Source organism: Streptomyces sp. NPDC051909 (assembly GCF_040681095.1).
In the GTDB taxonomy this organism is placed as follows: Bacteria; Actinomycetota; Actinomycetes; order Streptomycetales; family Streptomycetaceae; genus Streptomyces.
This window is the reverse complement of record NZ_JBFAYA010000006.1, coordinates 352348-374085: the sequence shown is the minus strand read 5'-3', so window position 1 is coordinate 374085 and position 21738 is coordinate 352348. Positions and strand designations below refer to the sequence as shown.

Genomic DNA, 21738 nt, shown 5'->3' with positions numbered 1-21738 from the left:
TGGCTGGCCGACGCGTGGGGCTGCGAGACCGTGGAAGTGAAGCGGCTCGCGGCCGGACTGGTGGAGGTTCGCGGCATCGTCGGCAACCCGCTGGATCGGCGACCTCGGCCTCGCCGGTGACGGCCTCGACCGTCTCGGTGGCCTGCTCCTCGTCCTCGTCGGACAGGTCCACCACGTCGCCGTTGGTGTCGACGACCTTGGCGGCCTCGACGACGACCGCGAGGGCCTTGCCGCGGGCGACCTCTCCGACCAGCATCGGCACCTGGCCGCCCTGGACGACGGCCTGGGCGAACTGGTCGGGGGACATGCCGGAGGAGGCGGCGCGGCGCATGAGGTGCTCGGTGAGCTCCTCCTGGTCCACGTTCAGCTTCTCCTGGGAGACCAGCTCGTCGAGCAGGAACTGGGTCTTGATGCCCTTGACCGCCTGCTCCTTGGTCTCGGCCTCGAACTCCTCGACCGTCTTGCCCTGGAACTCCAGGTACTTCTCGAGGGTCAGGCCCATCTGGCCGAGCTGGTGGTGCTCCAGGTTGTGCTTGCGGGTGTTGATCTCGTCCTCGAGCAGCTTCTCGGGAACGGGGATCTCCGCGATCTCCAGGAACTTCTCCAGGACGCGCTCCTGGGCCTGGGTGGCCTGGTCGAACTGCTTCATGTTCTCGAGGCGCTTGCGGCTGTCGGCCTTGAGCTCGTCGAGGGTGTCGAACTCCGACGCCATCTGCGCGAACTCGTCGTCCAGCTCGGGGAGCTCGCGGGCGGCGACGGCGGTGACCTTGACGGTGACCTCGGCCTCCTTGCCCGCGGCCGAGCCGCCCTTCAGCTCGGAGGTGAAGGTGGCCTCGCCGCCGGCCTCCAGGCCGGTGACGGCGGCGTCGATGCCGTCGAGCAGCTCGCCGGAGCCGATGGTGTACGAGACACCGTCGGCGATGCCGTCGGGCAGGACCTCGCCGTCGACCTTGGCCTGCAGGTCGATCGTGACGACGTCGCCCTCGGCGGCGGCGCGCTCGACCGGGTTCGTGGAGGCGAAGCGCTCGCGCAGCTGCTCCACGGACTTCTCGACGTCCTCGTCGGTGACCTCGATGGCGTCGACCTCGACCTCGATGCCGGAGTAGTCCGGGATCTCGATGGTCGGGCGGACGTCGACCTCGGCGGTGAAGGCCAGCAGCTCGCCGTCCTTCAGCTCCGTGATGTCGACCTCGGGCTGACCCAGCGGGGTGACCTCGGCCTCGTTCACGGCCTCGGTGTAGAACTTCGGGAGGGCGTCGTTGACGGCCTCCTCCAGGACCGCACCGCGGCCGAAGCGCTGGTCGATGACGCGCGCGGGGATCTTGCCCTTGCGGAAGCCCTTGACCGTGACCTGCTGGTTGATCTTCTTGTACGCCGCGTCGAGGCTGTCCTTGAGCTCCTCGAAGGGCACCTCGACAGTGAGCCGAACCCGGGTCGGGTTCAGGGTCTCCACGGCGCTCTTCACGGTTAGGTCTCCTTGATGGCTGATTCCTGGTTTCCGGCGGCACCGCCAGGGGCGGTTCCGGCCGATCGGCCCGGTCAGAGAGACACACGGGCACGCAGCTTGCATAGTAACCGCAAGCGGTAGGCGGCCCACAACGTGATCTTGGCTGGTCACGTGTTCCTGGCTGGTCGGGGTGGCGGGATTTGAACCCACGGCCTTCCGCTCCCAAAGCGGACGCGCTACCAAGCTGCGCCACACCCCGTCGGTGCGACACGTAGGGTACATGGACGGAGACGGTGCGACGCCCCCCTTTCAAAGGGGTGTGCGGGGACCCGTCGGGACCCGCTACGATGGCGTCCGTGCCGCGGCCCTGGCCTGCGGCTCCCTCTGTGCGGGCGTAGCTCAATGGTAGAGCCCTAGTCTTCCAAACTAGCTACGCGGGTTCGATTCCCGTCGCCCGCTCCATATGACCGAAGGCCCGCCGGACATCGTCCGGCGGGCCTTCGGCGTACGCGCGCCGAAGCGCGCTCGCGCCCTGAAAGGCGACGCGATCAGAACTTGATGGAGCCGATCGTCTGCGTTATCGAGTCCAGGAAGCGCTGGATGTCGTCGGCCATGCCGGTGGAGGCGAGGAAGAAGCCGAAGAGGATGGCGACGACCGCGGGTCCGCCCTTGAGGCTGCCCCCGCGGATCAGCACTACGAGGACGATCGCCAACAGCAACACCACAGACAGCGAAATGGCCACAACTGATCACACCCTCGGTCGGTCCCGCCTTGCCCGCCCGGGAGCGCACGTCACAGAACACCCCCGCCGCACCTATCGTGCCACCAACTTCCTGCCCGCTGCGGCCGGGTGACGAATCGTTGATGCACGGATCCGGCCGACGTGATGTATTTCTCTTCCGGCCGTTCCCCGGTCAGGCGGGCCGCGTGAGCCCCAAGAGCGCCCGTACGCGCGCGTACTTGGCGGTGAGCCGGTCCCTGGTCGCCGGGTCGAGGACGGCGAGCCGGGCGGGGTCGGCGTTGTGGGCGAGGTCGGCCTCCTTGACCAGGAGGGCACCGGGGGTGGCCAGAATGCGACGGGTGTAGTCCTCGACGGGCTCACCGGGGCGCTTGGTGAGGGCGCGGACCATGTCCTTGACCTCCGCCGGCAGCGCGGCGGCGCTCAGCCACTCCTCGGACAGGGCGTCGTCCTCGACGCTGTCGTGCAGCCAGCCGGCCGCGATCTGCCCTTCGCTGCCGCCCCGGGCCCGCACACCCTCGGCGACGGCCCGCAGGTGTTCCGCGTAGGGGCGGCCCGCCTTGTCGGTCTGCCCGGCGTGGGCGGCGACGGCGAGGGCCTCGATCTCGGCGAGGGTGAGGTACAGGGCGGGGTGCGGGGTGGAGTACGGGGTGCCGGTCATGGCGGTCAGGCTAGTGGCGGGGGCGAGCCGGTGGCGGGGTCAGGCCGGGCGGCTGATGAGCAGCAGCGCCCGGTCGTCGTTGACGTCCTTCGCGCAGGCCTCGATGAGGTGCCAGGCGGCGCCCTCGAAGCCGGCGGCGACGTGGCGGTCGGCCTCGCCGGTGAGGCGGTCGATGCCCTCGGCGATGTCGCGGTCGGGGCTCTCGACGAGGCCGTCGGTGAAGAGCATCAGGACGTCGCCGGGGCGCAGGGTGCCCTTGACGGGGTGGAACTCGGCGCCGTCGTACACGCCGAGCAGCGGTCCGTCGGCGGCCTTCTCCTCCCAGCGGCCGGTGCCGGCGTGCAGTTGGAGCGCGGGCAGGTGGCCGGCGGAGAGGAGTTCGTAGTCGCCGGACTCCAGGTCGAGGACGAGGTGGACGGAGGTGGCGAAGCCCTCGTCCCAGTCCTGGCGCAGCAGATAGCCGTTGGCGGCGGGCAGGAAGCCGTGCGGGGGCAGCGAGCCGAGGAGCCCGCCGAAGGCGCCGGAGAGCAGCAGGGCGCGGGAGCCGGCGTCCATGCCCTTGCCGGAGACGTCGGTGAGGACGACTTCGAGGGTGCGGCCGCCGTTCGTGCGTGCGGCGACGACGAAGTCGCCGGAGAAGGACTGGCCGCCGGCCGGGCGGAGCGCCATCTCGCGGTGCCAGCCGGCCGGCAGCCGGGGCAGCGCGCTCTGTACCCGGATGCGTTCGCGCAGGTCGAAGAGCATGGTGCCGCCGCGCCGCCAGGGCACGCCGACGCGGGCCCGGAACTGGGCGATGAGCAGGCCGAAGAGTCCGCAGGCGGCGACCACGAGGACGGTGCCGGGGGTGACCCGGGCGGGGCCCTGGGTGTAGGGGCCGAGGACGACGGACTCGACGATGAGCGCGCCGGCCGACGCCGCGTACAGGCCGAGGAGGCTGGCGGGCCGCAGCAGCAGCCCGCCGGCGACGATCGGCAGGACGAGCGCGACGGGCGAGCACCACACCGGGTTCACGAGGGTGCCGAAGGCGATGGCGGGGACGGTGAGGAGGAGTCCGGCGAGTGCGATCCAGTCGGAGCCGTCGCCGCGGAAGTAGTCGACCCCGCTGCGGCGCAGCGCGACCCGGGCCCGGCGGGCGCGCCTGCGCATCCGGGCCGCGTACGAGTCCACTGCGCCGCGACGTCCCATGGGCCTGGACCCTATCCACCCGCTCGGAGCTCGTGCAGGGGGACCCAGGTGACAAGCTGCATGAAATCGGGTCGCGTCGGGGCACGGGCCGCTGATATCGATGGCATATGACGATCGAACTGCGGGTGCTCGACCCCGCCGAGTGGGACAACTGGTACGGGGTACTGGAACTCGCGTTCGGCGGTGTTCAGGAGGCGGACGAGGAGCGCAAGCTCTGGCGGGATCTGACGGAGCACGAGCGGTTCCTCGGCGCCTGGGACGGAGACCGGTGTGTCGGCACGGCGGGCGCCTTCTCCTTCCGTCTGTCGGTGCCCGGCGGGAAGGCGGTGCCGGCGGCAGGCGTGACGATGGTGAGCGTGGCCGGGACGCACCGGCGGCGCGGGATCCTCACCTCGATGATGCGACGCCAGCTGGCGGACGTACGGAGCTGGGGCGAACCGCTGGCGGTCCTGACCGCCTCGGAGCCGGTGATCTACGGCCGCTTCGGCTACGGGGCGGCGACGTACGCGGCCCACACGACGATCGACACGACACGGGTGCGGCTGACGGTGCCGGAGGGCACGGACGGGATCGCGCTGCGGGTGACGACGCCGACGGAGGCGCTCGACGCGACCGAGGCGGTGTACGCGAGGCTGGTCGCCGGCCGGCCCGGGATGCTGGAGCGCCGCCCCGGCTGGGAGCGCCTCGCCCTGCTCGACCCCCCGGGCGACCGGGAGGGCGCCTCGCCGCGCCTGTGCGTGCTCGCGGAGCGGGACGGGGAGGTCGTCGGCTACGCGCACTACGCGATCAAGCCGGACTGGTCCTTCGCGGGCGCCGACGGCTCCGTGTCGGTGCACCAGCTGTACGGGCTCGACCCGGTGGCGGAGGCGGCGTTGTGGCGCTTCCTGTGCTCGGTGGACCTGACCGCACGGGTGAAGGTGCACAGCCGGCCGGTGGACGACGCCTGGCAGCACCTGGTGTCGGACATCCGGCGCTGCGAACCGACCCTCCGGGAGATCCTCTTCGTGCGGCTCGTGGACGTGGGCGCGGCGCTGGCGGCGCGTACGTACCAGACGCCGGTGGACGTGGTGTTCGAGGTCGCGGACGCGTTCTGCCCCTGGAACGAGGGGCGTTGGCGGCTGACGGGCGGTCCGGCGGGGGCGGAGTGCGTCCGTACGGACGAGGCGCCGGATCTGGCGCTGTCCGTACGGGAGTTGGGGTCGGCGTATCTGGGGGGCGTGTCGCTGGTGTCGCTGGCGGGGGCGGGGCGCGTGCGGGAGCTGCGGGAGGGCGCCCTCCTGGCGGCTTCCGTGGCCTTCGGGTCGCCCGTGGCGCCGTGGCTGCCGCACGGGTTCTAGGCGCTCAGGCCTTCTGGCACCCCGGGCACCAGAACAGGTTGCGCGCCGCCAGTTCCGCCGTGCGGATCTGCGTGCCGCAGATGTGGCAGGGCTGGTGGGCGCGGCGATAGACGTAGACCTCGCCGCCGTGGTCGTCGACGCGGGGCGGACGGCCCATGGCTTCGGGGGTGTGTTCGGGGCGGACCGTGTCGATGCGGTTCAGGCGGACGCCCTCGCGCATCAGCATCGCCAGGTCGGCCCAGATCGCGTCCCACTCCCCCGCGGTCAGGTCCTTGCCCGCGCGGTACGGGTCGATGCCGTGCCGGAAGAGGACCTCGGCGCGGTAGACGTTGCCGACGCCCGCCACGATCTTCTGGTCCATGAGCAGGGCCGCGATCGTGGTACGGGAGCGGGAGACGCGCTTCCAGGCGCGGCCGGGATCGGCGTCCGCGCGCAGCGGGTCGGGGCCGAGGCGCTCGTGTATCGCCCGCTTCTCGGCGTCGGTGATGAGCGCGCAGGTGGTGGGGCCGCGCAGGTCGACGTACGCCTCGGGGTCGGCGAGCCGCAGCCGGACGGTGTCCGTGGGCGGCGGGGCCGGGGCGTCGCCGAAGCCGACCTTGCCGAAGAGGCCGAGGTGGATGTGGACCCACTCGCCGCCCGGGAAGCCGCCGAAGCCGAGGAAGAGGTGCTTGCCGTGCGCCTCGGTGCGCTCCAGGACGGTGCCGTCGAGCAGGGCCGCCGAGTCGGCGAACTTGCCCTGCGGGCTGGAGACGCGCACGGACCGGCCGCCGAACCGTTCCCGGTAGTCGGCGGCCAGCCGGTGGATGGTGTGCCCTTCGGGCATCAGGCGGTGGGCTCCTGCGGGTGGTGGGCCGGGATGGCCGGGAGCTCGCCGGTGGTCTCATACGTCGACAGCATGTCGATGCGTCGGGTGTGACGCTCGTCACCGGAGTACGGGGTGTTCAGGAAGATCTCGACGAACTTGGTCGCCTCTTCCTCGGAGTGCATCCGGGCGCCGACGGCGACCACGTTGGCGTTGTTGTGCTCGCGGCCGAGCGCGGCGGTCTGCTCGCTCCAGGCGAGGGCGGCACGGACGCCCTTGACCTTGTTGGCGGCGATCTGTTCGCCGTTGCCGGAGCCGCCGATCACGATGCCGAGGCTGCCCGCGTCGGCGGCGGTCTTCTCCGCGGCGCGCAGGCAGAACGGCGGGTAGTCGTCCTGGGCGTCGTAGATGTGGGGGCCGCAGTCGACGGGCTCGTGGCCGTGGGCCTTCAGCCATTCGACGAGGTGGTTCTTGAGTTCGTAGCCGGCGTGATCGGAGCCGAGGTAGACGCGCATGTTCCGAGTGTGGCACGGCCGTGAGCGGGTAGCGGTCAGCGGGGTCGGGACCTCCGGCCGGTCCTCGGAAGGACTTCGGTCCCGCCTGGTCCGGACCTTATGTCTCGAATATGTCCTGAATCACGATCCGGAGTCATCTCTTCCGTACTCACGGGTCGCCCTGTTTCATGTCTCCAGCTCGCGACCCGAGCACGCCCCCACACCGAAGGAAGCGTTCATGAACACGCAGCCGACCCTGGCGAAGGAAGGCGGAACCACCGGAAACCCCGGTGAAACCCAGCCCACCGACGCCAACGGCCTGAAGGCCGGGCTGAAGAACCGCCACCTGTCGATGATCGCCATCGGCGGTGTCATCGGCGCCGGTCTCTTCGTCGGCTCCGGCTCCGGCATCGCCGCCGCCGGTCCCGCCATCCTCCTCTCCTACGCGCTCGTCGGCGCGATGGTCGTCTTCGTGATGCGGATGCTCGGCGAGATGGCGGCCGCCCGCCCCTCCTCCGGCTCCTTCTCCGCCTACGCAGACCAGGCGCTCGGCCGCTGGGCCGGTTTCACCATCGGCTGGCTGTACTGGTTCTTCTGGGTGGTCGTGCTCGCCGTCGAGGCGACCGCCGGCGCCGTGATCCTGGAGAGCTGGATCCCGGCCGTCCCGCAGTGGGCCTGGGCGCTCATCGTGATGGTGGTGCTCACCGCGACCAACCTCGGCTCCGTCGCCTCGTACGGCGAGTTCGAGTTCTGGTTCGCCGGCATCAAGGTCGTCGCCATCGGCGCCTTCGTGGTCATCGGCATGCTCGCCGTCTTCGGCGTGCTGCCCGGCTCGGACAACCCGGGCGCCGGATTCGCGCACCTCACCGATGCCGGCGGGTTCTTCCCGATGGGCGCGGGCGCGATCCTCACCGGTGTGCTGATGGTCGTCTTCTCCTTCATGGGCTCCGAGATCGTCACCCTCGCCGCCGGCGAGTCGGAGGACCCGCAGCGTGCCGTCACCAAGGCCACCAACAGCGTGATCTGGCGGATCGGCGTCTTCTACCTGGGCTCGATCTTCATCGTCCTCACCCTGCTGCCCTGGAACGACAAGTCGATCGTCGAGAAGGGCTCGTACGTCGCCGCCCTCGACTCCATCGGCATCCCCGGCGCCGGCCAGATCATGAACGTGATCGTCCTGACGGCCGTGCTCTCCTGCCTGAACTCGGGCCTCTACACCGCCTCCCGCATGGCCTTCTCGCTCGGCCAGCGCGGTGACGCGCCGAAGGCCTTCGCCCGCACCAACGCGCGCGGCGTCCCGGTGACGGCGATCCTCGCCTCGGTGGTCTTCGGCTTCGTCGCGGTCTTCTTCAACTACTGGCGCCCGGACGACGTCTTCGCCTTCCTGCTGAACTCGTCCGGCGCGGTGGCGCTGTTCGTCTGGCTGGTCATCTGCCTCACCCAGCTGCGCATGCGGAAGATCATCCTGCGTGAGTCGCCGGAGAAGCTCGTCGTGAAGATGTGGCTCTTCCCGTACCTGACCTGGGCCACCGCCGCGATGATCGTCTTCGTCCTCGGCTACATGGTCTACGACGGCGGCAGCAACCGGGAGCAGGTCGTGCTCTCGCTGCTCGTGGCGGCGCTCGTGCTCGCGATCGGCCTGGTCAAGGACCGCGTCCAGAAGTCCAAGGAGCAGACGGAGCTCGTCGACACCGTCTGAGTCGGCTGAGTCGGCTGATTGCTGATTGCTGATTGCTGATTGCTGATTGCCGAATCCATACCTGACGGGAGCTGTCAGGTATGGGGCGGAAGCTCTCCGCGCCCCCCTCACCTCGGGAACGGAGAGCTTCCGTGTTTTTCCAGACCGCCTTCACCGTCCGGCCCGACCGCCTCGTCTCCGCCACCGGCCCCGAGGACGTCCGCGCCGCCGTGCGGTACGCCGCCGAGCACGGTCTCGGCGTCACCGTCACCAGCACCGGGCACGGGCTCGGCGGGCCCGTCGAGGGCGGGGTCCTCGTCGACACCCGGGCCATGGACCGGGTCGAGGTCGACCCGGTGGCCCGCACCGCGCGGATCGGTGCCGGGGCGCGCTGGGGCCAGGTGGTCGAGGCCGCCGCGCCGCACGGCCTCGCACCGCTGAACGGCTCCTCGCCCGGCGTCGGCGTCGTCGGCTATCTCCTCGGCGGCGGGCTCGGCATCCTGGGCCGGACCCACGGCTGGGCCGCCGACCGGGTGCGCACGGTCGAGCTGGTCACGGCGGACGGTGCCGTACGACGCCTGGTGCCGGGCGACCCGGCGTTCGGGGCGCTGCTCGGCGGCGGGGCGGTGCACCGGTTCGGGGTGGTCACCGAGGTGACCGTGGACCTGGTGCCGGTCGCACGGCTCTACGGCGGCTCGATCGCCTTCGACGCGGCGGCGGTGGAGCCGGCCGAGCTGCTGCGGGGGTACGTGCGCTGGGCCGAGGGCCTGCCCGCGACGCTGACCTCCTCGCTCGCCGCGCTCGTCTACCCGGACCTCCCGGCCCTGCCGCCGCATCTGCGCGGGCGGTACGTGCTCTCGGTGCGGGTCGCCTTCACCGGGGGCGCCGGAGACTCCGGGGACGCCGCCGAGGGCGAGCGCCTGGTGGCACCGCTGCGGGCGCTCGGGCCCGCGCTGGCGGACTCGCTGCGGGAGCTGCCGTACACCGAGAGCCCCACGATCCACGCCGACCCGGACTTCCCGCACGCCTACTGGGGTGACGGGATCCTGCTGGACACGGCGGACACCGGGGCCCTGGCCGAGGTCCTGCGGCTGACCGGGCCGGAGGCGGGGCGGATGGCGGTGGTGCAGCTCAACCACCTGGGCGGGGCGCTCGCCGAGGAGGGGCCGGCCTCGGTGCCGTACCGCAAGGCGGGCTGGCTGGTGCGCGCGCTGTATCCGCTGGACGAGGCGGGGACGGCGCCCGTACGGGAGCTGCACGCGCGCGTGGAGGAGGCGCTCGCGCCGCGGACCCTGGGCCGCGCGGTGAACTTCGTGTTCGGCGACCGGGGGCGCACGGAGGGGCTCTACGACCCGGAGACGGCGAAGAGGCTCGCCGCGGTCGAGTCGGAGCTCGATCCGGCGAACCTCTTCGGGTGAGAGACGAACCTCCTCGGGTGAGAGGAGGGGGTCAGCCCTGACGGCCGCCGACCAGCTTCCAGGAGGCGGGCAGCAGGCCCATGGCGAGGGCCGCCTTCAGGGCGTCGCCGATGAGGAAGGGGGTCAGGCCGGCCGCGACGGCCTGCCCGAAGGACATGCCGGTGGCGAGGGCCAGGTAGGGCACGCCGACCGCGTAGATGATCGCGGAGCCGAGGACCATCGCGCCCGCCGTGCGGAGCACCGAACGGTCGGCGCCGCGGCGGGCGAGGCCGCCGACGACGGTGGCGGCGAGCAGCATGCCGAGGATGTAGCCGAAGGACGGCATGGCCCAGCCGGAGGACGCCTCGGCGAACCACGGCACGCCCGCCATGCCGGCGACGGCGTACAGCGCGAGCGAGAGGAAGCCGCGGCGGGCGCCGAGCGCGGTGCCGACGAGCAGGGCGGCGAAGGTCTGGCCGGAGACCGGGACCGGGGAGCCCGGGACGGGCACGGTCAGCTGCGCGGCCAGGCCGGTGAGCGCGGCGCCGCCGACGACGAGCGCGAGGTCGCGGGCGCGGCTTGCCGGGATCAGGTCGGCGAGGACCGTACCGGAACGGAGGGAGGAGACGGGGGCGGCGGCGGTGCTCATCGGTACTCCGCGGGGCGAGGGGACAGGGGCAGGCTCGACCGTATGCCAGGAGTGAACGCTCGATCACGGTCAGCCGCCCACAAAGCCCGGGGCGCGCTCTTCGTGGAGATCGAACAAGTCGGCCGTTCACGCCCGCGCGCCACGTGATGCTCGTCACGAGGAAAGACCTGCCAGGAGATCCCTTTTGCGTCGGCGCCCGCTCAACGGAGAGACTGTGGAGTCCCCATAAACAACCGAAGAGCGCGAGCCCCCCACATGCACGACGCACCACCCGCCCGGCAGTCCTCCCCGACCCCCGAACCGGAGCCGCTCTCGCACGGGCTGAAGCAGCGTCATCTGACGATGCTGGGCCTGGGCGGGGTGATCGGCGCCGGGCTCTTCGTCGGCTCGGGCGCGGGGATCGCGGTGGCGGGTCCCGGAATCGTCGTCTCGTATCTGCTCGCGGGCGCGCTGGCGATGCTGGTCATGCGGATGCTGGGCGAGATGTCGGCGGCGATGCCGGCCTCGGGCGCGTTCTCGGTGCACGCGGAGCGGGCGCTCGGGCGCTGGGCGGGCTTCTCGGTGGGCTGGCTGTACTGGTTCCTGCTCGTCGTGGTGCTCGCGGTGGAGGCGACGGGCGCGGCCCGGATCGCGCACGGCTGGGTGCCCGGGGTCCCGCAGTGGGGCTGGGTCCTGGTCTTCATGCTGGTGTTCACGGCGGCCAATCTGGCGGCGGTGAAGAACTTCGGCGAGTTCGAGTTCTGGTTCGCCGCCCTGAAGGTCGGCGCGATCGTCCTCTTCCTGGTGCTCGGGGCCCTGGCGATCGGGGGATGGCTGCCCACGGCGTCGATCTCTTCCGGCGATCCCGTGGGGCTCGCGAACCTGACCGGCCAGGGCGGCTTCCTGCCCCACGGCTGGTCGGGCGTGATCTCCGGAGTCCTCGCCGTCGTCTTCGCCTTCGGCGGTCTGGAGGTCGTGACGATCGCGGCGGCCGAGTCGGACGACCCGGCGCGCAACGTGGCGCGGGCGGTGCGCAGCGCGGTGTGGCGGATCCTCTTCTTCTACGTGGGCTCGATGCTGGTGATCGTGACCCTGCTGCCGTGGACGGCGATCGAGCCGGGCGAGTCGCCGTACGTGGCGGTGCTCGACTCGCTCGGGGTGCCGGCGGCCGGTCAGATCATGAACGTGGTGGTGTTCGTGGCGCTGCTCTCGGCGCTGAACGCCAACCTCTACGGCTCGTCCCGGATGGTGTTCTCGCTGGCGGAGCGCGGGGAGGCGCCGAAGGGCCTGCTGCGGGTCACCGGCGGCGGGGTGCCGGTGCGGGCGGTGCTCGCCTCGGTGGCCTTCGGCTTCGTCTCGGTGCTGCTGAATCTGAAGTGGCCGGATTCCGTCTTCCTCTACATGCTCAACGCGGTCGGCGCGGTGCTGCTGTTCGTGTGGGCGCTGATCGCGGTGTCCCAGCTGCGGCTGCGGCGCCGGATCGAGCGGGAGGCGCCGGAGACGCTGACCCTGCGGATGTGGGGCTTCCCGTGGCTGACCTGGCTGGCGCTCGCGGCGATGGGCGCGGTGCTGGTCCTGATGCTGCTCGACGACGGGGCGCGGCCGCAGGTGCTGTGGTCGGCGGGGGCGACGGCGGCGGTCCTGGTGGTGGCGTGGCTGCGGGAGCTCCGTACGCCCTCCGGGCCCCGTATACCGTCAGAGACCGGTACGCCCTCCGGGCCCCGCGCCGCCTCCGAGCCCCGCACCGCCTCCGAGCCCCGCACCGCCTCCACCGAATGAAACGGAATCTTCACCTTGTGTGAAGCTCGTGCCCGTATAGCGGACATCGGTTCCCTGTGAGCGGTGCGGCCCCACAGACTGTGGGCCACCCTCCCCGTCTCAGCTAGTGAACAGGGTTCGCCCATGTCTCGGACCACCGCGCCCGCGCCGGCCGACCGCAAGGACGGCGCGACCGCCCCCACCGATGGCCTGACCCATGGCCTCAAGCAGCGCCATCTGTCGATGATCGCCCTCGGCGGCGTCATCGGCGCCGGCCTGTTCGTCGGCTCCGGCGCCGGCATCGCCGCCGCCGGACCGTCCATCGTCCTCGCGTACACGCTCTCCGGTCTGCTCGTCATGCTCGTGATGCGCATGCTGGGCGAGATGTCGGCCGCGTATCCGTCCTCCGGCTCCTTCTCCTCGCACGCCGAGCGGGCCTTCGGCTCGTGGGCCGGCTTCGCCTCCGGCTGGGCGTTCTGGGTGCTGCTCAGCGTCGCCGTCGGCCTTGAGGGCATCGGCGCGGCGAAGATCGTCACCGGCTGGCTGCCCGGCACGCCGGAGTGGGCCTGGGTCGCGCTCTTCATGCTGGTGTTCTGCGGCACCAACCTGGCGGCCGTGAAGAACTTCGGCGAGTTCGAGTTCTGGTTCGCCGCCCTGAAGGTCGGCGCGATCACCCTCTTCCTGGGCCTCGGCGTGCTCGCCGTCCTGGGTGTGCTGCCCGGCACCGACTCCCCCGGCGCCGGCAACCTCTTCGGCCAGGGCGGTCTCTTCCCCAACGGCAGCGAGGGCCTGGTCATCGGCCTGCTCGCCTCGGTGTTCTCGTACGGAGGCATGGAGACCGTCACCATCGCCGCCGCCGAGTCCGACAACCCCGTCCAGGGCGTCGCCAAGGCCGTGCGCACCGCGATGTGGCGCATCTCGCTCTTCTACATCGGCTCGATGGCCGTGGTCGTCACCCTCATCCCGTGGGACGACAAGGCGATCACCGAGAAGGGCCCGTACGTCGCCGCCCTCGACCACCTGGGCATCCCGGGTGCCGGTCAGATCATGAACGTCGTGGTCCTGGTCGCCCTGCTCTCCGCGATGAACGCCAACATCTACGGCTCCTCGCGCATCGCCTTCTCCCTGGTCGGCCGCGGCCTCGGACCGAAGCTGCTCGGCAAGGTCTCCGGCGGCGTGCCGCGCCCGGCCGTGCTCGCCTCCTGCTTCTTCGGCTTCGTCTGCGTGGGCCTGAACTACTGGTCCCCCGAAACGATCTTCCCGTGGCTGCTCAACATGATCGGCGGCGTGATCCTGGTCGTCTGGATCTTCATCGCGGCCTCGCAGCTGGTGCTGCGCCGCCGCCTGGAGCGCGAGGCGCCCGAGAAGCTGGTCGTGCGGATGTGGCTCTACCCGGGCCTGACCTATGTCGCCCTGGCCGGCATGGCGGTCATCTTCTTCCTGATGGCCCGTGAGGAGGACACCCGCGTGCAGCTGTACGCGACGGGCGCGATGACGGTGATCCTCGCCGTGATCGGCGTGGTGCGGCAGCAGCAGGCCGCTCGGGCCGGTGCGGGTGCGGGTGCGCCGACGCCCGCGGCCGAAGAGGCCTGACGGATCCCGTATCCGGATGTGCGGTGCCCCCGCCGAGCACAGGCTCGGCGGGGGCACCGCACGTTTTCCACGGAAGCGGCCTACGCGCAGTACGGGGCCGTGCGCACGTGTCCGCCGTGGTTCTCGTCGTCGGTGCCGAGCAGCGCGTCGCCGGTGCCGGGCAGGCACTCCACCGCCTCGACCTTGTAGCCGGGGAAGGTGCCGAGCACGGTGGGCGTGGGGGCGAGGGCGACCCGGACGCGGCCGGTGGCCGACAGGCTCACCTGGCCGATGGCGCTGACGGCCGAGTCGAAGGGCCCGTCGTCGCCGGCGTCCGACGCCGAACCGGCCAGGATCCGGCCGGAGTCGGTCACCGTGAGGTCGGAGATGTGCCGGGTGCCGTCGCTCCGCGGATACGGGGAGGTGTACGCGCGCCGGGTCACGGCGCCGAACTTCGGCTCGCCCCACGCGGCGAAGGTCAGCGGGGCGGCGTACAGGGTCGCGGGCCGGTCGGCGCCCTCGCCGCGGTCCGCCCACAGGGCGGCGAACCTCCCGTCCCGGGCGACGAGCGCGAAGCTCTCGTAGTCGTCGCCCGCACCGATCGCCGGCAGGGGCGTGTACTCGACGACCTTCGCCGTGGTGCCGGTGATCCTGACGCGGTAGACGATGCCGCGGGCGGCGACGGCCAGGTACTCCCCCGGCGTCCCGGGGATCGCCTCGATCGCCTCCAGGTCGACGGGCTCGGCCCCCTCCCAGGCCAGCGGGGTGACGGTGACGGGCTCCGTCCCGTACGAGAGCCGGGAGAGCCGCGGCTGCCCGGAGCGCTTGTTGTCGTGGACGACGAGGGCGGTGCCGGCCCCCTCGTCGGCCAGGCCGCTGACGCCGGTCCGGGCGTCGGTGCCGACCTGCCGCCAGGGGTCGGCGGCCTGGGCGGTGGTGGCGAGCAGGGCGACGAGGGCACCGGCGGCGGCGCATCCCAGGGTGAGCTTCATACCCCGCACGTTATGGATCTTGAACGGGCCGGAACAGGGCGGAGTACTCCGGTCGGCGGAGCGCGCGGAAGCAGTCGACGGCGCGGCAGGCCCAGGCCGAAGGGCTGATCAACTTCGGCAGCACCTGCTGATAACCTGCATTTGCATAGGATGTGCAATAAGCCTTCGGAGGGGTCGGCCCATGGCGATCTACACGCTTCCTGAACTGCCCTACGACTACGCGGCGCTGGAGCCGGTGATCAACCCGCAGATCATCGAGCTGCACCACGACAAGCACCACGCGGCCTACGTGAAGGGCGCGAACGACACGCTGGAGCAGCTGGCGGAGGCCCGCGACAAGGAGCAGTGGGGGGCGGTCAACGGCCTGGAGAAGAGCCTGGCCTTCCATCTGTCCGGCCACATCCTGCACTCGATCTACTGGAACAACATGAACAGCCCGAAGGACGGGGGCGGCGGCGAGCCGCTGGCGGCCGACGGGGTGGGCGAGCTCGCCGACGCGATCACCGAGTCCTTCGGCTCCTTCGCCGGGTTCAAGGCGCAGCTGACCAAGGCCGCCGCGACCACCCAGGGCTCCGGCTGGGGCGTGCTCGCCTACGAGCCGGTCAGCGGCCGGCTGATCGTCGAGCAGGTCTACGACCACCAGGGCAACGTGGGCCAGGGCTCGGTCCCGATCCTGGTCTTCGACGCCTGGGAGCACGCCTTCTACCTGCAGTACAAGAACCAGAAGGTCGACTTCATCGAGGCCATGTGGCAGGTCGTCCACTGGCAGGACGTGCAGAAGCGCTACACCGACGCCAAGGGCCGCACCCCGCTGATCGGCATCTAGCCGTCGGGCCCCCGTACTCCTGCTCGTGATCGTCTTCTCAACCTTCACCGGGCAGGCGGAAAAGAGGACGGCCCCCGCGGTGACGTGAACCGCGGGGGCCGTCCGCATGCGCGGGCGCGGACTACTCGAAGCTGGGGTTCGCGGTCCGGGTGCGCTTGATCTCGAAGAAGCCGGGCGTCGCGGCGACGAGCAGGGTGCCGTCCCACAGCCGGGCGGCGGCCTCGCCGCGCGGGGTCGGGGTGACGACGGGGCCGAAGAAGGAGACCTCGTCGCCGTCCGGGCCGGGCACGGAGATCACCGGGGTGCCGACGTCCTGGCCGACCTTGTCGATGCCCTCCTGGTGGGAGGCGCGCAGCTCGGTGTCGTAGGTGTCCTTGTCCATGTAGTCGGCGAGCTCGGCGGGCAGGCCGACGTCGGTGAGCGCGCCGACGACCGCCTCGCGGGTCGGGCCCTCGCCGTTGTTGTGGAAACGCGTGCCGAGCGCCGTGTAGAGCTTGCCGACGACCTCGTCGCCATGCAGCTGCTGGGCCGCGATCACCACGCGGACCGGGCCCCAGGCCTGGGTCTCCAGCATCTCCCGGTACTGCTCGGGCAGCTCGTCCAGGCGGTTCTCGTTCAGCACGGCAAGGCTCATGACCTTCCAGCGCACGTCGACCGGGCGCACCTTCTCCACCTCCAGCATCCAGCGGGAGGTCATCCAGGCCCACGGGCACAGCGGGTCGAAGAAGAACTCTGCGGTGGTCCTGTTCTCGGACATGTGACTCCTCGGGAAAGGTCAGCGTTGCGCCGCAGGACGCAACGCTTCAGGCCCCCGACCGCATTCCCCTGTGCCGCGCGACAGTGGCACATGGCAGGATCGGTGCTGTTTCGATGGCGTCACGAAGGAGTGCCCCGTGCCCGGTGAGAATCTGTCCCGCGACGAGGCCCGCGAGCGGGCCGAGCTGCTGACCGTCGACGGGTACGAGGTCCACCTCGACCTGCGTTCGGCGGTCGGCGAGTCCGGCGATGGTGTGCGCACCTTCCGATCCGTGACCACGATCCGTTTCCGGCGGACCGGCTCCGGCGACGCCACCTTCGTGGACCTGATCGCGCCCTCGGTGAACGCGGTCACCCTCAACGGGCGCGAGCTGGACCCGAAGGCCGTGTTCGACGGCTCGCGGATCGCGATCGACGGCCTCGCCGACGAGAACGTGCTCGTCGTCGACGCCCAGTGCGCCTACAGCCGCACCGGCGAGGGCATGCACCGCTTCGTCGACCCGGAGGACGGCGAGGTCTACCTCTACACCCAGTACGAGCCGGCCGACGCCCGCCGTGTCTACGCCAACTTCGAGCAGCCCGACCTCAAGGCACCGTACCGCTTCGCGGTGGACGCGCCCGAGGGCTGGACGGTGTGGTCGAACGGCGTGGGCGAGCAGGACGCCGACGGACGGTGGCGGTTCGCCGAGACGGCGCCCGTCTCCACGTACATCACCTGTGTCGTTGCCGGTCCGTACCACTACGTCACGGACACGTACAAGCGCACCTTCGCCGACGGCTCCGAGCTCGAGATCCCGCTGGGCGCGATGTGCCGCAAGGGGCTCGCGAAGCACTTCGACGCGGACGACGTCTTCCTGATCACCAAGCAGGGCTTCGACTTCTTCCACGACAACTTCGACTACCCGTACCCCTTCGGGAAGTACGACCAGGCCTTCGTGCCCGAGTACAACCTCGGCGCCATGGAGAACCCGGGCCTGGTCACCTTCCGCGAGGAGTACATCTACCGCGGCAAGGTCACGCAGGCGGCGTACGAGCGCCGGGCCAACGTGATCCTGCACGAGATGGCCCACATGTGGTTCGGCGACCTGGTCACCATGGTGTGGTGGGACGACCTGTGGCTGAAGGAGTCCTTCGCCGACTTCATGGGCTCCTTCTCGCTCGCCGAGGCGACCCGCTTCACCAACAGCTGGGTGACCTTCGCCAACAACCGCAAGGCCTGGGCGTACCGCGCCGACCAGCTGCCGTCCACCCACCCGATCACGGCCGACATCCGTGACCTGGAGGACGCCAAGCTCAACTTCGACGGCATCACCTACGCCAAGGGCGCCTCGGTCCTGAAGCAGCTGGTGGCGTACGCCGGCCGGGACGCGTTCCTGGAGGGCGCCCGCCGCTACTTCAAGCGCCACGCCTACGGCAACACGCGCCTCGCCGACCTGCTCACCGTCCTGGAGGAGACCTCCGGCCGGGACATGAAGGGCTGGGCGAAGTCCTGGCTGCAGACCTCCGGCGTCAACAGCCTCACCCCGGACGTCGGCTACGACACCGAGGGCCGGATCGCCGAGCTCGCGGTGCTCCAGGAGGGCGACGCTGTGCTCGATCAGCCGACTCCGTCGGCGGGGCGCCCGCACCGCGCCGCCGTCGGCCTCTACAAGCTGTCCGGCGGGGACCTCGTGCGGTACGCGCGCGTGGAGGCCGACATCACCGGCGCCCGCACCGTGGTGGCCGAACTGGCGGGTGCCGAGAAGCCCGACCTGGTCCTGGTCAACGACGACGACCTCACGTACTGCAAGGTCCGCTTCGACGAGGGCTCGCTCGCCACGCTCCGCGCGCACCTCGGCGACATCACCGACCCCCTCGCCCGCGCGCTGTGCTGGTCGGCCCTGTGGAACCTGACCCGCGACGGCCTCATGCCGGCCCGTGACTTCCTCCGGGTCGCCCTGGAGTTCGCGGGCCGCGAGACCGACATCGGCGTGCTGCAGATGGTGCACGCCTGGGCGCAGTCGGCGGTCACCCACTACGCGGCGCCCGCGTGGCGTCCGGAGGGCGGGCGGCTGCTCGCCGAGGGCGGGCTGCGCGAGCTCCGGCAGGCCGAGCCGGGCAGCGAGCACCAGCTGACCTGGGCGCGCTTCTTCGCCGCCGTGGCCTCCTCGGACGCCGACCTCCAGCTCCTGGAGGGCCTGCTCGACGGCTCGGCCGCGATCGACGGCCTCGATGTCGACCAGGAGCTGCGCTGGGCGTTCCTGGAGCCGCTGGCCACGCACGGGCGCGCCGACGAGGCGCGGATCGGCGCGGAGCTGACCCGGGACGACACCGCGACCGGCAAGCGCCACCAGGTGCGCTGCCTGGCCGCCCGCCCGTCGGCGGCGGTCAAGGCGCAGGCCTGGGCGCAGGTCGTCGAGTCGGACGCGCTGTCCAACGCCCTGGTGGAGGCGACGATCGCGGGCTTCGTGCGGCCCTCGCAGCGCGAGCTGATCGCGCCGTACGCGGAGAAGTACTTCGCGGTGATCGAGCGGATCTGGGCCGAGCGCTCGATCCAGATCGGCATGGACGTGGTGCGCGGGCTGTTCCCGGGGCTCCAGGACCGGGCCGAGACGCTGGCCGCGACCGACGCCTGGCTGGCCGGTCACGCCGACGCCGCCCCGGCGCTGCGCCGGCTCGTCCTGGAGGCGCGGGACGACCTGGCCCGGGCCCTGCGGGCGCAGGAGTGCGACGCGCGCGCCGCGTAGTCGCGGTGACCGAGTGGGGCCCCGGCCACGGGGCCCTACTCGGCACTCGAACGCGCGTACTTTAGTGCGGAGTTGTCCGGATTGAGCGACGCGCTTGTAACAGCGGTTAGGTGGGGCTCGGACGGCGGAAGACCGTCGACATGAACCACAACACCCCCAAGGCTTCCCTCTCCCCCCTCCCCCACACCGGCATCGACCGGTTCCGGGAGGCCCTCCGGCACGCCCGCCCCGAGGCGATGCTCACCGGTCTCGCCGCGCTCTCCCTGCACCGGTTCGCCTCCGCTCCCCCGCCCGGCATGATCGACCGGGTCGACGTGCTCGTGCCGCGCACCCGCCGGGTGCGGTCCACCGGACAGGTCCGGGTGGTGCGGACCGCCGAGCCGCCGCAGCCGCTGGAGATCGACGGGATGCCGGTCGCCCCGGTGCCCCGGGCGCTCGCCGACGCCGTGTCGGCGCTCTCCGACGCGAGCGTGGTGCGCCGGCTGCTCACCGAGGCGGTCAGCGGCGGGCACTGCGAACCCGGCGCGGTGGTACGGGAGTTGAACCGGGCCCGGCTGCTCACCCGCCCGCACGTGGTGGACGCGGTGGACTCGCTCCTCGCCGAGGGCCGGTCGATCGCCGAGGACCGGCTGTACGCGATGGTGCGGGAGTTCGCGCTGCCGGACCCGCTGTGGAACGTGGACCTGCGGCTGCCGGGCGGCCCGCACCTCGGCGGCGTCGACGCCTACTGGCCGGACCAGGCGGTCGCCGTGGAGCTGGACACCCGGGCGCCGCGGCAGGACGACGACGCGCTGTGGACGGAGTACACGCGCAAGCGCGAGCACCTGGAGCGGCTCGGCATCACCGTCGTCCACCTCACCCCGCGCAAGCTGCGCGAGGCGATGGACCAGCAGGCGACCGTGGTCCGTACGGCCCTGATGGCCGCGGCGGACCGGCAGCCGCCCGCGTATGTCGTCGTCCTGCCCCGCTGAGGCGCCTGCCGGGCCCTACTTCTCGGGGGCCGTACCGCAGAACTCCGCTTCCAGGAGAGACTTGGTGTCGCCCGTCCAGTCGGCGTTGAAGTTCCCGGCGAGGGAGTGCTCGCCGTCCCTGGTGACCACGGCCTGCGAGCTGGATCCGTGGATGCCGCCGCTGTGGCCCCAGACCTCCTTGCCGCAGCTCAGCCTCGTCCGCATCAGCCCGAGTCCGTAGCGGGTCTGCCCGCCCCCGTGGGGCGTGGCGACCGTGTCGGTCAGCTCCTTCATCTCGGCCGCCGGCAGCAGCCGGCCCTTGATCAGGGCGCGGTAGAAGGTCTGCAGGTCGTTCGAGTCGGAGATCATCTCGCCCGCCGAGGAGGCGAGGCTCGGGTTCAGCTCGGTCACCTCGTACGTCGGGCCCTCGCCCTCCAGGGTCAGCTTGGAGTAGGCGCCGGAGTGCGGCTTCGGCATCCGCGGGTCCGTGCCGGGAACGCTGGTGGCGCGCAGTTTCAGCGGCTTGATGATCCGGTTCTCGACGGCCTTGCCGTAGGGGCGGCCGGTGACCTTCTCGATGACCATGCCGGCGACGACGTAGTTGGTGTTGGAGTAGTTCCAGTCGGTGCCGGGCGCGAAGTCCGGCTCGTGGGTCATGGCGATGTCGACGAGCTGCCTCGGGGTCCAGGTGTCGTAGCGGTGCTCCAGGAAGCCGGGACCGAAGACCTTCTGCTGGTAGCCGGGGTCCGAGGTGACGTCGTAGATGCCGCTGGTGTGGTTGAGGAGCTGGCGGACGGTGATCTTGCGGCCGTCGTGGCCGTGGCCGCGGACCACGCCGGGCAGCCATTTCTCGACCGGGTCGTCGAGGTCGAGCCGGCCCTCGGCCTGGAGCTGGAGCAGCACGGTGGCGGTGAAGGTCTTGGTGATGGAGCCGACCCGGAAACGGTCGTCGCCCTTGCGCTCGCCGGCGGTGCCGGTCCAGCGGTCCCTGCCGTCGCGGGCCTGCGCGACGGCACCGGGCACGCCCTGGGCGACGGCCGCGTCCAGGGCCTGCTGGGTGGCGCTGTGGGACGGCCTGGCCGGGGCCTGCGGGGCCGCGGTGGCGGCGACGGCGGGTGCGGCGAGCGCGGTGGCGGTGAGGCCGGCGACGAGTCCGGCGGCGAGGAGGGTACGGACGGTGCGTGCTGCTGACATGCGGACTCCCGGGTCTCCCGTGATCGTGAACTGCGGTCACGGGAGGGGACCGCGGGAGGCCGGCGGCGGGTTGAGACCGGTGGGGACGGTTGATCCGTTTTCAGCCGTTCGTCGGATCGGTGAGGTGCGAGCGGCCCGACGGGGGCCGGTCGCGCCAGAGCTGGAGGCCGATGTCGACGAGTTCGACGCGGTCGAGGGCGGGCACGGAGTCGAGCGGGTGCCAGGCGGCGAGGTCGGTGGAGCCGTCGGTCTCGTGCCGCAGCGCGCCGCCGGTGATCCGGGCCTCGTAGATGATCCGCAGCCCCTGGAAGTCGCCGGGCATGGCGAGCCGGTTGAGCCAGCCGCGCCGGATGGAGTCGATCCCGAGCAGCACGGTGGGCTCGGCCACGTATCCCGTCTCCTCCTCGACCTCCCGCACGACGGTCTCGACCGGCTCCTCGCCGTGGTCCATTCCGCCTCCGGGCAGGGTCCACCGCCTGCGCCCGTCCTTGGCGACCCAGCGGGCGAGCAGTATCTCCCCGTCCCGGACACACACGGCGTAGGCCGCCACCCGCAACTCTCGTTTCATACCGGGAGGTTAGAGCGAGCCGCCGGG

Annotated in this window: 19 protein-coding genes and 2 tRNA genes; 9 read left to right on the top strand and 12 right to left on the bottom strand. The window is 71.5% G+C overall.

Translation table 11 applies throughout. The features are described 5' to 3' along the window. Together tig and AB0M18_RS12905 are read right to left on the bottom strand one after the other, a co-directional pair. Positions 1-1465 (bottom strand): trigger factor (tig, locus tag AB0M18_RS12910; RefSeq protein ID WP_365756970.1); only part of this gene is annotated, 1465 nt, incomplete at its 3' end. A gap of 164 nt (positions 1466-1629) precedes the next feature. Beyond that, positions 1630-1706 (bottom strand) — tRNA-Pro (locus tag AB0M18_RS12905). A gap of 129 nt (positions 1707-1835) precedes the next feature. On the opposite strand from AB0M18_RS12905, the gene AB0M18_RS12900 reads away from it, so the two are divergent. Continuing rightward, positions 1836-1909 (top strand) — tRNA-Gly (locus AB0M18_RS12900). A gap of 86 nt (positions 1910-1995) precedes the next feature. Here the strand turns inward: AB0M18_RS12900 and AB0M18_RS12895 are convergent. From AB0M18_RS12895 to AB0M18_RS12885, 3 genes are all read right to left on the bottom strand, one after another. Continuing rightward, positions 1996-2190: a hypothetical protein gene (locus AB0M18_RS12895; protein ID WP_365756968.1), complete on the bottom strand. Its 195-nt coding sequence runs from the start codon at positions 2188-2190 to the stop codon at positions 1996-1998. Between the two features lie 172 nt (positions 2191-2362). Then, entirely contained in the window at positions 2363-2848 is a 486-nt protein-coding gene (locus tag AB0M18_RS12890) for an HD domain-containing protein (protein WP_365756966.1), read from the bottom strand. A gap of 39 nt (positions 2849-2887) precedes the next feature. Beyond that, on the bottom strand, positions 2888-4033 hold the full coding sequence (locus AB0M18_RS12885) for a PP2C family protein-serine/threonine phosphatase (protein WP_365756964.1): 1146 nt from the start codon (positions 4031-4033) through the stop codon (positions 2888-2890). Positions 4034-4140: 107 nt separating this feature from the next. On the opposite strand from AB0M18_RS12885, the gene AB0M18_RS12880 reads away from it, so the two are divergent. After that, complete coding sequence (locus tag AB0M18_RS12880) at positions 4141-5370, top strand: GNAT family N-acetyltransferase (protein WP_365756962.1); 1230 nt, start codon at positions 4141-4143, stop codon at positions 5368-5370. A 4-nt stretch (positions 5371-5374) separates the two neighbouring features. On the opposite strand, the gene AB0M18_RS12875 is transcribed toward AB0M18_RS12880, so the two are convergent. Together AB0M18_RS12875 and AB0M18_RS12870 are read right to left on the bottom strand one after the other, a co-directional pair. Continuing rightward, positions 5375-6193, bottom strand: coding sequence for a DNA-formamidopyrimidine glycosylase family protein (locus AB0M18_RS12875; protein ID WP_365756960.1), 819 nt, complete (start codon positions 6191-6193; stop codon positions 5375-5377). After that, on the bottom strand, positions 6193-6687 hold the full coding sequence (locus AB0M18_RS12870) for a ribose-5-phosphate isomerase (RefSeq protein ID WP_365756958.1): 495 nt from the start codon (positions 6685-6687) through the stop codon (positions 6193-6195). The genes AB0M18_RS12875 and AB0M18_RS12870 overlap by 1 nt, the downstream gene beginning before the upstream one ends. 217 nt (positions 6688-6904) lie before the next feature. Between AB0M18_RS12870 and AB0M18_RS12865 the strand changes: the two genes are divergently transcribed. Both AB0M18_RS12865 and AB0M18_RS12860 read left to right on the top strand, forming a co-directional pair. Further along, a complete protein-coding gene (locus AB0M18_RS12865; protein ID WP_365756956.1) occupies positions 6905-8365 on the top strand; it encodes an amino acid permease in 1461 nt (486 codons plus the stop codon). Between the two features lie 131 nt (positions 8366-8496). Then, positions 8497-9762 carry an FAD-binding oxidoreductase gene (locus AB0M18_RS12860; RefSeq protein ID WP_365756954.1) on the top strand — a complete coding sequence of 422 codons (1266 nt, stop codon included), beginning with the start codon at positions 8497-8499 and terminating at the stop codon, positions 9760-9762. Between the two features lie 31 nt (positions 9763-9793). Here AB0M18_RS12860 and AB0M18_RS12855 read toward each other — a convergent pair whose 3' ends face one another. Next, positions 9794-10390, bottom strand: a complete 597-nt coding sequence (locus AB0M18_RS12855) for a biotin transporter BioY (protein WP_365756952.1) — start codon at positions 10388-10390, stop codon at positions 9794-9796. Between the two features lie 255 nt (positions 10391-10645). On the opposite strand from AB0M18_RS12855, the gene AB0M18_RS12850 reads away from it, so the two are divergent. Further along, positions 10646-12148 carry an amino acid permease gene (locus tag AB0M18_RS12850; RefSeq protein WP_365756950.1) on the top strand — a complete coding sequence of 501 codons (1503 nt, stop codon included), beginning with the start codon at positions 10646-10648 and terminating at the stop codon, positions 12146-12148. 123 nt (positions 12149-12271) lie between these two features. Then, positions 12272-13720: an amino acid permease gene (locus AB0M18_RS12845; RefSeq protein WP_365756948.1), complete on the top strand. Its 1449-nt coding sequence runs from the start codon at positions 12272-12274 to the stop codon at positions 13718-13720. 80 nt (positions 13721-13800) lie between these two features. Here the strand turns inward: AB0M18_RS12845 and AB0M18_RS12840 are convergent, their stop codons facing one another. Next, positions 13801-14691, bottom strand: a complete 891-nt coding sequence (locus AB0M18_RS12840) for a hypothetical protein (RefSeq protein WP_365756946.1) — start codon at positions 14689-14691, stop codon at positions 13801-13803. Between the two features lie 181 nt (positions 14692-14872). Between AB0M18_RS12840 and AB0M18_RS12835 the strand changes: the two genes are divergently transcribed. After that, positions 14873-15517: a superoxide dismutase gene (locus tag AB0M18_RS12835; RefSeq protein ID WP_365756944.1), complete on the top strand. Its 645-nt coding sequence runs from the start codon at positions 14873-14875 to the stop codon at positions 15515-15517. 121 nt (positions 15518-15638) lie between these two features. Here AB0M18_RS12835 and AB0M18_RS12830 read toward each other — a convergent pair whose 3' ends face one another. After that, positions 15639-16274 carry a DsbA family protein gene (locus AB0M18_RS12830; protein ID WP_365756942.1) on the bottom strand — a complete coding sequence of 212 codons (636 nt, stop codon included), beginning with the start codon at positions 16272-16274 and terminating at the stop codon, positions 15639-15641. A gap of 136 nt (positions 16275-16410) precedes the next feature. On the opposite strand from AB0M18_RS12830, the gene pepN reads away from it, so the two are divergent. Both pepN and AB0M18_RS12820 read left to right on the top strand, forming a co-directional pair. Further along, the gene (pepN, locus tag AB0M18_RS12825) at positions 16411-18999 is read left to right on the top strand and encodes an aminopeptidase N (RefSeq protein ID WP_365756940.1); all 2589 of its coding nucleotides are present in this window, start codon (positions 16411-16413) and stop codon (positions 18997-18999) included. Positions 19000-19139: 140 nt separating this feature from the next. Continuing rightward, positions 19140-19970: a hypothetical protein gene (locus AB0M18_RS12820; RefSeq protein ID WP_365756938.1), complete on the top strand. Its 831-nt coding sequence runs from the start codon at positions 19140-19142 to the stop codon at positions 19968-19970. Between the two features lie 15 nt (positions 19971-19985). Here AB0M18_RS12820 and AB0M18_RS12815 read toward each other — a convergent pair whose 3' ends face one another. After that, complete coding sequence (locus AB0M18_RS12815; protein WP_365756936.1) at positions 19986-21143, bottom strand: serine hydrolase domain-containing protein; 1158 nt, start codon at positions 21141-21143, stop codon at positions 19986-19988. A gap of 100 nt (positions 21144-21243) precedes the next feature. Continuing rightward, complete coding sequence (locus AB0M18_RS12810; RefSeq protein WP_365756934.1) at positions 21244-21711, bottom strand: NUDIX domain-containing protein; 468 nt, start codon at positions 21709-21711, stop codon at positions 21244-21246. Positions 21712-21738: the final 27 nt, after the last annotated feature.

Bases quoted from the DNA above. Each gene is read 5' to 3' on its own strand.
- AB0M18_RS12815 (WP_365756936.1), bottom strand. From the start codon at position 21,143: ATGTCAGCAGCACGCACCGTCCGTACCCTCCTCGCCGCCGGACTCGTC.
- AB0M18_RS12870 (WP_365756958.1), bottom strand. From the start codon at position 6,687: ATGCGCGTCTACCTCGGCTCCGATCACGCCGGCTACGAACTCAAGAAC.
- AB0M18_RS12890 (WP_365756966.1), bottom strand. From the start codon at position 2,848: ATGACCGGCACCCCGTACTCCACCCCGCACCCCGCCCTGTACCTCACC.
- AB0M18_RS12875 (WP_365756960.1), bottom strand. From the start codon at position 6,193: ATGCCCGAAGGGCACACCATCCACCGGCTGGCCGCCGACTACCGGGAA.
- AB0M18_RS12845 (WP_365756948.1), top strand. From the start codon at position 12,272: ATGTCTCGGACCACCGCGCCCGCGCCGGCCGACCGCAAGGACGGCGCG.
- AB0M18_RS12855 (WP_365756952.1), bottom strand. From the start codon at position 10,390: ATGAGCACCGCCGCCGCCCCCGTCTCCTCCCTCCGTTCCGGTACGGTC.
- AB0M18_RS12850 (WP_365756950.1), top strand. From the start codon at position 10,646: ATGCACGACGCACCACCCGCCCGGCAGTCCTCCCCGACCCCCGAACCG.
- AB0M18_RS12810 (WP_365756934.1), bottom strand. From the start codon at position 21,711: ATGAAACGAGAGTTGCGGGTGGCGGCCTACGCCGTGTGTGTCCGGGAC.
- AB0M18_RS12820 (WP_365756938.1), top strand. From the start codon at position 19,140: ATGAACCACAACACCCCCAAGGCTTCCCTCTCCCCCCTCCCCCACACC.
- AB0M18_RS12865 (WP_365756956.1), top strand. From the start codon at position 6,905: ATGAACACGCAGCCGACCCTGGCGAAGGAAGGCGGAACCACCGGAAAC.
- AB0M18_RS12885 (WP_365756964.1), bottom strand. From the start codon at position 4,033: ATGGGACGTCGCGGCGCAGTGGACTCGTACGCGGCCCGGATGCGCAGG.
- AB0M18_RS12880 (WP_365756962.1), top strand. From the start codon at position 4,141: ATGACGATCGAACTGCGGGTGCTCGACCCCGCCGAGTGGGACAACTGG.
- AB0M18_RS12835 (WP_365756944.1), top strand. From the start codon at position 14,873: ATGGCGATCTACACGCTTCCTGAACTGCCCTACGACTACGCGGCGCTG.
- AB0M18_RS12840 (WP_365756946.1), bottom strand. From the start codon at position 14,691: ATGAAGCTCACCCTGGGATGCGCCGCCGCCGGTGCCCTCGTCGCCCTG.
- AB0M18_RS12830 (WP_365756942.1), bottom strand. From the start codon at position 16,274: ATGTCCGAGAACAGGACCACCGCAGAGTTCTTCTTCGACCCGCTGTGC.